General features: G+C 46.1%; 8 protein-coding genes. 4 read left to right on the forward strand and 4 right to left on the reverse strand.

What is annotated here, in order from left to right; translation table 11 throughout:
- Positions 1 to 95: 95 nt before the first annotated feature.
- Together AC3WTJ_RS16605 and AC3WTJ_RS16610 are read left to right on the forward strand one after the other, a co-directional pair.
- Complete coding sequence (locus tag AC3WTJ_RS16605; RefSeq protein WP_492522689.1) at positions 96 to 1,526, forward strand: DEAD/DEAH box helicase; 1,431 nt, start codon at positions 96 to 98, stop codon at positions 1,524 to 1,526.
- Between the two features lie 61 nt (positions 1,527 to 1,587).
- Positions 1,588 to 2,133 carry a hypothetical protein gene (locus AC3WTJ_RS16610; protein WP_492522690.1) on the forward strand — a complete coding sequence of 182 codons (546 nt, stop codon included), beginning with the start codon at positions 1,588 to 1,590 and terminating at the stop codon, positions 2,131 to 2,133.
- A 269-nt stretch (positions 2,134 to 2,402) separates the two neighbouring features.
- Here the strand turns inward: AC3WTJ_RS16610 and AC3WTJ_RS16615 are convergent, their stop codons facing one another.
- The 4 genes from AC3WTJ_RS16615 to AC3WTJ_RS16630 form a co-directional block, all read right to left on the reverse strand.
- Entirely contained in the window at positions 2,403 to 3,575 is a 1,173-nt protein-coding gene (locus AC3WTJ_RS16615) for an MFS transporter (RefSeq protein WP_127458725.1), read from the reverse strand.
- Positions 3,572 to 4,396: a Cof-type HAD-IIB family hydrolase gene (locus tag AC3WTJ_RS16620; RefSeq protein ID WP_492522691.1), complete on the reverse strand. Its 825-nt coding sequence runs from the start codon at positions 4,394 to 4,396 to the stop codon at positions 3,572 to 3,574. Before AC3WTJ_RS16620 ends, AC3WTJ_RS16615 begins: the two co-directional genes overlap by 4 nt.
- Complete coding sequence (locus AC3WTJ_RS16625) at positions 4,389 to 5,165, reverse strand: DeoR/GlpR family DNA-binding transcription regulator (protein ID WP_407869307.1); 777 nt, start codon at positions 5,163 to 5,165, stop codon at positions 4,389 to 4,391. The genes AC3WTJ_RS16620 and AC3WTJ_RS16625 overlap by 8 nt, the downstream gene beginning before the upstream one ends.
- 152 nt (positions 5,166 to 5,317) lie before the next feature.
- A complete protein-coding gene (locus AC3WTJ_RS16630; RefSeq protein WP_492522692.1) occupies positions 5,318 to 6,961 on the reverse strand; it encodes an FAD-dependent oxidoreductase in 1,644 nt (547 codons plus the stop codon).
- A 216-nt stretch (positions 6,962 to 7,177) separates the two neighbouring features.
- On the opposite strand from AC3WTJ_RS16630, the gene AC3WTJ_RS16635 reads away from it, so the two are divergent.
- Positions 7,178 to 8,401 carry an S-layer homology domain-containing protein gene (locus AC3WTJ_RS16635; protein ID WP_492522693.1) on the forward strand — a complete coding sequence of 408 codons (1,224 nt, stop codon included), beginning with the start codon at positions 7,178 to 7,180 and terminating at the stop codon, positions 8,399 to 8,401.
- Between the two features lie 147 nt (positions 8,402 to 8,548).
- Positions 8,549 to 8,827: a hypothetical protein gene (locus AC3WTJ_RS16640; RefSeq protein WP_492522694.1), complete on the forward strand. Its 279-nt coding sequence runs from the start codon at positions 8,549 to 8,551 to the stop codon at positions 8,825 to 8,827.
- The last annotated feature ends 245 nt before the right edge of the window (positions 8,828 to 9,072 follow it).

The raw sequence follows: 9,072 nt of genomic DNA on the forward strand, positions 1-9,072 counted from the left end.
TATGAGCAGCATTTTCAAAGTATCGATTTGTATCGATATACAGCGTGACATATAATAAGATCATCAGGTTGAATGAGAAAAGGGGTTTACGTCCATTGAGTACAAGCTTTGAACAGCTGCAAATTGCACAAACTTATTTAGATAAATTGAAAGAATTGGGTATAGGTGAGCCAACGCCGATTCAGGCAGAAGCCATCCCGGTTTTGAAACAAGGCAGCGATGCGATCATTCAGTCCCAAACAGGCACAGGCAAAACGTTAGCTTATTTACTGCCCGCTCTGGAACAAATTGATCCTACGCAGAAACAGCTGCAAGTATTAGTTGTTGTTCCTACCAGGGAGCTGGGTATGCAAATTATGCAAGAAATCGAAAAATTAACGGCTGACGGTCCGATTCGTTCGCAATCTTTGATTGGCGGAGCGGCTGTGGTTCGACAAGTTGAGAAGCTTCGCTTGCACCCTCATATTGTTGTGGGGACCCCTGGGCGTTTACTTGAGCTTATGAAAATCAAGAAATTGACTCTGCACCATGTGAAAATTGGTGTAGTCGATGAAGTGGATCAAGTATTCGAGCTTGGTTCCATGCAGGATGTCGAGTCTGTACTAAAAGGCATGCTGAAATCCAGTCAAAAGGTGTTCGTGTCTGCGACCATTCCACAAAGCACCGAGCAAGCGGCCGGTAGATGGTTGAAGGAGCCTGTTATTATTAAAATCAACCCGAGCCAGCGCACAGCGGAAACGCTGGAGCACATGTATGTGCTCTGCCAGGAGCGCGAGAAGGTGGATACGCTTCGGAGACTGGTTCGTTTGATTAAACCAAAGTCTGCGATTGTCTTTATCAATGTCACGGACGATATCGCTCAAGTTGTGGCTAAGCTGCAGTATGTTGGGTTATCTATTGAAGCTTTGTACGGTGAAGCAAGCAAACAGGATAGGGCCAAAGTCATGGGGAATTTCCGGGATGGGAAATTCCAGCTGCTGCTGGCCACGGATGTTGCAGCAAGAGGGCTGGACATTGAAGGCGTAACTCACGTCTTCCACTTGGATCCTGCCACCAACGCGGAGTATTACCTTCACCGCGTAGGTCGGACCGGTCGGATGGGCCGCGAGGGCACGACCATTTCCATCGTGACACCGAAGGAGCAATTCATTCTCGAGAAATTCGAGAAGCAGCTCGGTATCACGATCGCGCCGAAGGCGATGTACGAGGGCCGGCTCGTTGATCCGGCCCAGGACCGCAGTGCGGCTGCCATGCGCAGCCGCCGTGAAGCTGCACGCCCGCGGGGCGCAGCACCTGTGCGCAGCGGCTCCGCCGGCTCGCACTATGCTGCCGCGCCTGCGGGCGCGGTTCGCACTAGCGCGCCGGCGACGGAAGCGCGCGAATCCAGCGCTGCTCCGGCGAAGCCGGCAGCGCCGAAGCACACGGCCGCAGGCGGCAAGGCCGTGAGCAAAGCCCAACGCGAGCGAGATCGCAAGAGCAAGGGCGCTCCTCGCTGGCTGAAGGAAAAACAGCAGAACAAAGAGTAGCCGTAATTTACATCCAGACTTATACGGCTTGCCAAATCTGTCTTCTGCGGGGTGTTGAAACGTGCTGCAAAAACGATTTATTTTTCTCATCGTGGTCGTCCTTATCCTTGCGGCCGCCACGGTGTTGTTCATCCGGCACATCCAACCTACCGAGGATCTAGACCTGAAATATCAAGAAATTTCAGTTGGCAGTAAAATCGCGGACATTGTCAAGAACCGGAAGCTCGAGGTTCAGATCACAGAGCAAGATTTAAACAATCTGGTCAAAAAACAGCTGTCAGCCCATCCAGATCTGCCCAATGGCATTCGAATCGAAGGAGCTAAGATCACCTTGCAGGGAAGCAACCTAGTGGCTGACGTTAATGTGAGATGGCAGGACAAGTTGCCTGTTGGTGCCCAATTGCTTTTTACCTTGGCATGGGATCCTCCGAATGTGGTCATTCAGCACCAGAGTACGATGGTTAGGGGCATACAAGTTCCAAAGGAATGGCTTCAATTCGAGCCAATCGAGCTCTCGATCGAAGATCACTTGCCGCTTTTAATAGGAGTGAAGGATGTACAGTTCGAGGAGAAAGCCGTACTTATTCAATTAAAGGCTCTGCGGTAATAGCGCGGCAGCAACAAAAAGGACAACCCGACGAAAGGGGTTGTCCTTTTTTGGTTTTTTAGGGAACTACAGTCCACTAATTCTAAGAAAAGGCGTGTTGTTCACAGGCGAGGGGAACTACGGTCTGTTATTCTCCCGATTTTACCTGAAAACGCACAATTCGGGATAATAAGAGCCTGTAGTTCCGTTCAGAACGAAAACAACTCATTTTTCTCCAAATAGCGGACTCTAGTTCCCCAAGTGAACCCTCAGACTCATTCCCGCCACCTTCAACTAGAAGCCTGAACCTTCCACCTGCGGGAGTAGAGAACAATGCCGAAAACCACACACATACCAACTAACACAAACCAAATCGATAAGCCAACTTGAAACTTATCCATTCCCCATCCGACGCCAAGCGGAATGACGGATCCGCCCAAGCCACCTGCAGCGATAAGCGTGCTTGTTGTTTGCTCCGTGCGTCCAGGGAGTAATTGATTGGCATAAATAAGAGCTACAGCGAACATCCCTGACATGAAGAGCCCAAGCAGCAGAACAATAGCGAAGCTGCTCCATAACTGCGTGCTGAACAGCCACAAAAAGACGGTAATCAAGCTGCCGCCAAAAGCGACGGCCAAATAACGGAAATAGGTCATTTTCTCGGCAAGCACACCGGCAAATAGCCGACCTGCCACCATGGCAATCCAATAAGCTGTTACCGCCAAAGAGGACAGAGAGCTTGAAGTGTGCATTTGATCGATAAAGATCGAAGGCAGGAAGTTAACGATCGTATTTTCCATCCCTACATAGATGAAGAAAACAAGCATGAACAGAATAAGGAAGGTTAACGAGCTCCTTGTCAGAGCTGGAGGTTTTACCTCTTGCTGTGACTTGTCGGCTTTGTGAGCCAATAATTCGTCATGCTCGCCCAAGGACAGCTTTGACCAGATGAGTCCAGTTGCAAGCGCACTTAATCCCAACAGCATAAATCCATATTTCCATAACCCGTTGGCAATCAAAATACTGGATACAATCGGCATGAATAGTGCGCCAAGTCCGAAGAAAACTTCAAGCGTGCTGAAGGCCGATGCTTGTTTATCCTTTGCCGCCATTAACACGAAGGTTGAAATGCTCGCTTCTACGAGTCCGAAAGCCACGCCGGCTACGAAGGTGAGGCTCACAGCCAAAGCCCAAGGCGGCAGCATGACGATCGTCATCATGGCCAGGAAAAGCAACCCGAAAGCCGTCGTAATCGTGTTTCGGCGGCTGAATCGGCGGCTGAACGCCGGCATGCTGAGCACGCCAAGCAAGAATCCGCCGAATTCAAGGAACACTAGCAAGCCGCCGTCGCTGTAGCTGCGTCCATAATGAGTGAGCAGCTCGGGTAATACCGCTCCAAAAATAACATGGGTGCATCCTGTTAATAGATAGGACAGGCACCCCATAATTAATAATCTTCTCATACCATTGTGCTTCCTTTTTGCTCTTGCATGTATTTATCGTTATAGGCAAATACATGATCAACGACTTCAGCAACAGACTCGACATGATAGTTTGCTTTTTGTTTGACCTCCGGATGGGCACCTTTCATGGCAAAGCTATGCGGCGTGATCCCGAACATGGATACATCATTGAAGGAATCACCGACACAGGCAATTTCCTCCGGTTTTAGACCCAATTGGTCGATGAGGACGAGGAGGGAGTTACCTTTTGAAACTTGCCGTGGCATGATGTCCAAGCAATCTTTATCGGAGATGAACAGCTCAACTTGATCGCCCAGCTTTTCTTCTATTAATGCTTTAAGTGCCAGAAGGATTTGAATATCCCCGAATGTAGAAATCTTACAAATTGGAAGTTCGGCTTGCAGGGACTGCTCAATGTCCTCTTTTATAATAAAAGGCCGGAATGTACGTGACTGAACCTCGTCGGAAGCGGGCGTCAAATGCGTGATGTAATTGGCTTCCCCTGAGCAAACGATCTTCACGACGTCAAAATCTTTCAGCAATTGATACACTCGATACGCTAATTCAGGCTCAAAAAGCTGAGATTTCAGAAACGAGCCATCCTCCAAATGAATAAATGCGCCATTCTGCGAGACGGAGTAAGCACGATGTCCAATTTCCTCTAGAACCTGCTGCATTTCCACATTCATTCTTCCTGAGGCCAGGCAAAGCAGGATGTCGGCTTCTTTCACTTTTTTCAGCGCATCTTGCTCTCTTGAACTAACTTTCTTGCTGTGATCGAGCAAAGTACCGTCCAAATCACTTACGATAAGCTTAATCATCTAAGTCATCTCCTTTTGCCAAAACGATTTCAACTTCACTTGCCAGTAATTTCTCTCTCATTTCAGAGCTCAAGTCTTGGTCTGTGACCAGGATATCGATGCTTTCAAAACCGACCACGCGATGGAACAGCCGCTTGCCGAACTTAGAGTGATCCGCTAAAACGATCACTTGGTCAGCATGTTGGATCATGGCGCGAACTAAATAGCTGTCCTCTTCATTGGGGGCAGACAGCCCTTCCTCCGTAATTCCGCAGGTTCCGATCAGCAGCTTATCGACGTGGTAATCGTTCAACATCTCGATGGCTTTCGCGCCGTAGACGCTATGGTGCTTGCTATCCAACACGCCACCAAGAATGTGGATCGTAGTTTCATCTTTGCGGGTTAAAATAGCAGCAATTTCTATAGAACTTGTCACCACAACGTTCTGTTTGGAAGATAGTGCACTTGCCGCATGCAGCACTGTCGTGGAGGCATCCATCATGATATAGTCGCCATCTTGAATGAGTCCTGCGGCTGTTTTGCCGATGGTTAGTTTGGAAGAAGACTCTGATTGGAGGCGTTGTTCATAATTGCCGACTTCTTTGGAAAGTGTAGGGAGGATGGCGCCGCCGCGTGTTCGCACAATACGGCCCTGTTCTTCAAGTTTTACCATGTCACGGCGGGCGGTATCTCGCGATACATCATACAGCTCGCAAATCAGGTCAACCGTAATGCGCTTATTTGATTTTAAGTAATCAATAATGGATATGAGTCTTTCTTCTTGAAACAAAGGTTTCTCACTCCTTTCGCTTAAGTATTTATAAGTGAACTTAAGTATATTGCTTATTATATGTCTGGAAGTTGGGTTTTTCAACCCCTTTTTTTCTTAAATTTTCGTAAAAAAACCGCACACTCGCTTAAGGAGCGAATGCACGGATTTGGTTATTTCACAGCTGTTTTTTTGCGAGTTTTCACGTAGCTAGGATAAGTAATTTCTCCGCTATCCAGTTTTCTGATTTCATCTTCGTTCCAACCGCTGATTTTGTTGGTACCGGTTACCCCGGTTAGCTTGATTTGATAATGAGCAGCTAAGTACTGCTGTAGCTTGGCCATCTCCTCAGGCGTGATTTCTCTAATCTTTTGTTTGCCGTGTAACTGCCCCAGTATGATGCCAATGGATTCAGCAGCCAAACTCGTATTCGGTTGAATTCTTGTGCTTCCGTATGCGATGGCTGAAGAGCCCACATTTTTCCCGGCGGCAATAACATTGTCGTAATTTTTTAATAAAAAGCTGCGCAGCGGCATCCCGTATTTGTCGGGACGTCCCATCTCAATGCCCCATTTGTTGGCGCTAGTGCCCTGTAAATCGAGCGGATAGCCGCCAATGCTGACATTATCCCAGAACATTGCGCCTGAAAGCAGGTCGGACGGCTTTAAAACATAATCCATCTCGTAGTGATTATATTCCCTTACGTAAGGGTAAGTTGGCAGTTCCCCAAGTTCGGCATGTTCCCAACCCGGTAAGGTTTTACGGAAATGCCCCAGAATAGATGCCGTCTCTTTGTTGCCCAGTGTAACAGCTTCTTGGATGGATTCGGGTTTGGATGGGTCAACGGTGTATACCAGAAGGGCGTTAATCAACACTTCCCCGTCTCTTTGATTCACAGCATTTAAACCTCTTAGAAATACGCGGTCATTGGAAGGATGATAAGCCTTTGTCATACCGCTTAGCCCGATCGCATAGCTGTCATTGACAGAACCGCCGCCAAATTGTTTGGATTTCTCTTCAGGTTTTAACGCGTTGAAAGTTGTGCTGAACTTTTTCCAATCGACATGCGTGAACTTCATCATCATACCGGCGCTCATGTATTCGATGTCTTTTTGCCCATAAAACTTCTCCAGTCCTGGCAACCTCTTGGCATCTAGTCGAGAGATGAGTGCGGCGTAATCACTATTATCGACCCAGTAGCCGGCCGTAATCTTCTTCTTTTCATTTTTATCTGTTGTGTAAACGATAGAAGCGACTTTGTGCATGCTGTCTGGTGTGTTGATTTGCTCAATGTCATTTAGGATAACGCCGGATTCGACAGGAATATTTTTGACCAGTTTATCCATATACGTTGAAAATTCGGAAAGTTTACGGATTTTGGCGTTTCGGAAGCCATCGAACAATTCTTTAGCCCGGCCCTGCACTAATAAATGGCCTTGATCGTCACGTGTTTCATCCAAAAACAACATTTGACTCTGAAGGATCTGGCCTCCAAAAGCTTTATGAGGATCGAGCACTTTTACTTTCAAACCTTCGTCTGCAGCCGCCCTCGCCAGATAGAGACCCTCCAATTCGCTGCCGATGACAACAATGTCAAATTGCTCGGATGGATACGTATTTTTTGTTTCTACGGGTGGTGTTGGCGGGACTGCACTAGCAGGAGGAGAATCTTGATGCGTGCTGGTCGGCACTGTAACAACAGCAGGTTCCACATTTGCTTGCTTGAGTCCGATTTTGCTATAAGAATAGACTGATAACGCAATTAAAATAACGGCTAGAGCAATAACGAGCTGAACTCTGGGATTACGTAAACGCATACATGAGCTCCTTTTGCGGTAGTGTTTTATATCGTTAAGTTTAGCAGTTTCAGGGGGGATTTAATAGACTCGACAATTTTCTAGTTTTAAAGATTTATTTCTCCACCCCCCTAAACAAATTTACAATGGCGAATTGTTGTAGCATAACCAGGAACCCTTCGCGAAGGCTCCACATTATTTATACCAACTATATGAATATGGGAGAGGGAACTTGATATGAAAAAGAACCTAATGAAGAAAGCTGTAGCAACAGGACTTGTTTTAACAATGGTAATGGGAGGCGCTTCTGCAGCGTTTGCCAAAGGAAATGACCATGATGATCGTGGTAAAGGAAACAATAACAATAGCTATACTACTTCTATTAATAATGGTAAAAACAACAATAAAGGTAACATTAGCGGCAACATTCAAATCCGCATTAACTTTGACGACCTCAAAGGCGCTCAATGGGCAATGCGTTACATAGCTAGCTTGGCATCCAAACAAGTATTCGAAGGATACGAAGATGGTACATTCAAACCGGATAAATCCGTTTCCCGCATTGAAGCGATTACAGCTGCTGTAAGATTGATGGGATTGCGTGAGCAAGCCGAGTCTGCTACAGAAATGGCAACGAAACTAAACTTCAAAGATGCGGACAAAATCCCTGCATGGGCAGTTGGATACGTAGCCGTAGCGCTTGAAAACGATTTATTCACAGAAAGCGATGACTCCGTTCAACCCAATAAAGAAGCGGACCGCCTATGGGCAACAACGCTGTTAGTGAAAGCTCTGAAACTAGAGTCCGAAGCGAAAGCAAAAATGAACACTCAACTTACATTTAAAGATGCTAAACAAATCCCTGCTGGATCTGTAGGCTATGTTGCTGTAGCTATCGAAAAAGGTCTTGTTGATGGCTTCGAAGACAACACATTCAAACCGAACCAAAGCGTGACTCGTGCACAATTAGCGGCACTACTGGATCGTACAGGCAACCAAATGCCTGATGACCAAAACTCCACTGCTGGAACTGTGAATGCAGCTGTATACAACAACGTGCTTCCAGTAACGAAAGCGGGAGTTACAACTAACTATGTTCTTCACCCGGATGCATTCATTTTGCGTAACGGTGTGAAAGTAGCTGCTTCCGCAATTCAAGTTGGCGATGAAGTGAAAGTTCGTTCTTTCAACAATCAAGTAGTTTTCGTAGAAGTTACTAAGTTGGCTGATGCTAACCAAAGCTTTGATGTTGTAGGTACATTAAACAGTACTACTGTAGATGGACAAGGTAAAATCACTTCCATTTCCATTGCGCAAACGATCAATGGTGTAAGCCAAACTACGGTTTATAACGTTGCAGCTAATGTTGCGTTGACTGGTAACCTTGGTAACTTTACACCTACCCATGTTGTTGAGCTTAAAGGACAAAACCAAGTTGTTACTACAATTGATGTAAAATAATAGAGCATTCATATAGAGATATAAAAAGGTTGAATATTCATAACAGCTCCTTGCTTCTTACAGCAGGGGGCTGTTGTGCTTTTATGCTGTATAAACTTGCATTCCTTGTGGGAAACTGTTCTTTATCTTGAAAGGAGTGGCATGAATATGAACGAAACATTGATGGAGACATTTAAAAGATTTTACGCGGACTATCGAGTTGCAGCCAATGTGGAGCAGAGCTTCACTGACGCTTATCAGGCGATTGCTTATCACGTTATTGATCAAACCGATCATTTTGCCCAGAGCGGTAACTTGGAAGGCGTGCAGAATATCGTCCGGCAGTTTAAAGAGATCAGCTTATCCATAGCTCCTAGCAACGATGCTCTAAAAGAGCGTTTCGAACAGGAACTAGTAGAAGACATGCTCAATCATGGACATTCCTAAAAAATGTAGAATAGGGTTGCATTATTTTAATCACCATGGTATATTGTCATTCCGGCCAAGACGAGCTGAAAACTTTATCGAATATTGTAAAAATAAAGCTTGCATCTGATTGGTTGAATATGCTATATTGTAATTCCGGTCGCGAGAGCGGGACGGAATGGGAAAGACATTGATCTTTGAAAACTGAACAACGAGTGAGTAAGCACAGTCGAGCAATCGACTATAAATGAGATGAATAATCTCGC

Source organism: Paenibacillus sp. FW101-FHT12H11 (assembly GCF_058790355.1).

What these genes read in the sequence shown, in the direction of transcription:
- AC3WTJ_RS16615 (WP_127458725.1), bottom strand. Translation starts at nt 3,575, where the DNA reads ATGAGAAGATTATTAATTATGGGGTGCCTGTCCTATCTATTAACAGGA.
- AC3WTJ_RS16620 (WP_492522691.1), bottom strand. Translation starts at nt 4,396, where the DNA reads ATGATTAAGCTTATCGTAAGTGATTTGGACGGTACTTTGCTCGATCAC.
- AC3WTJ_RS16630 (WP_492522692.1), bottom strand. Translation starts at nt 6,961, where the DNA reads ATGCGTTTACGTAATCCCAGAGTTCAGCTCGTTATTGCTCTAGCCGTT.
- AC3WTJ_RS16635 (WP_492522693.1), top strand. Translation starts at nt 7,178, where the DNA reads ATGAAAAAGAACCTAATGAAGAAAGCTGTAGCAACAGGACTTGTTTTA.
- AC3WTJ_RS16640 (WP_492522694.1), top strand. Translation starts at nt 8,549, where the DNA reads ATGAACGAAACATTGATGGAGACATTTAAAAGATTTTACGCGGACTAT.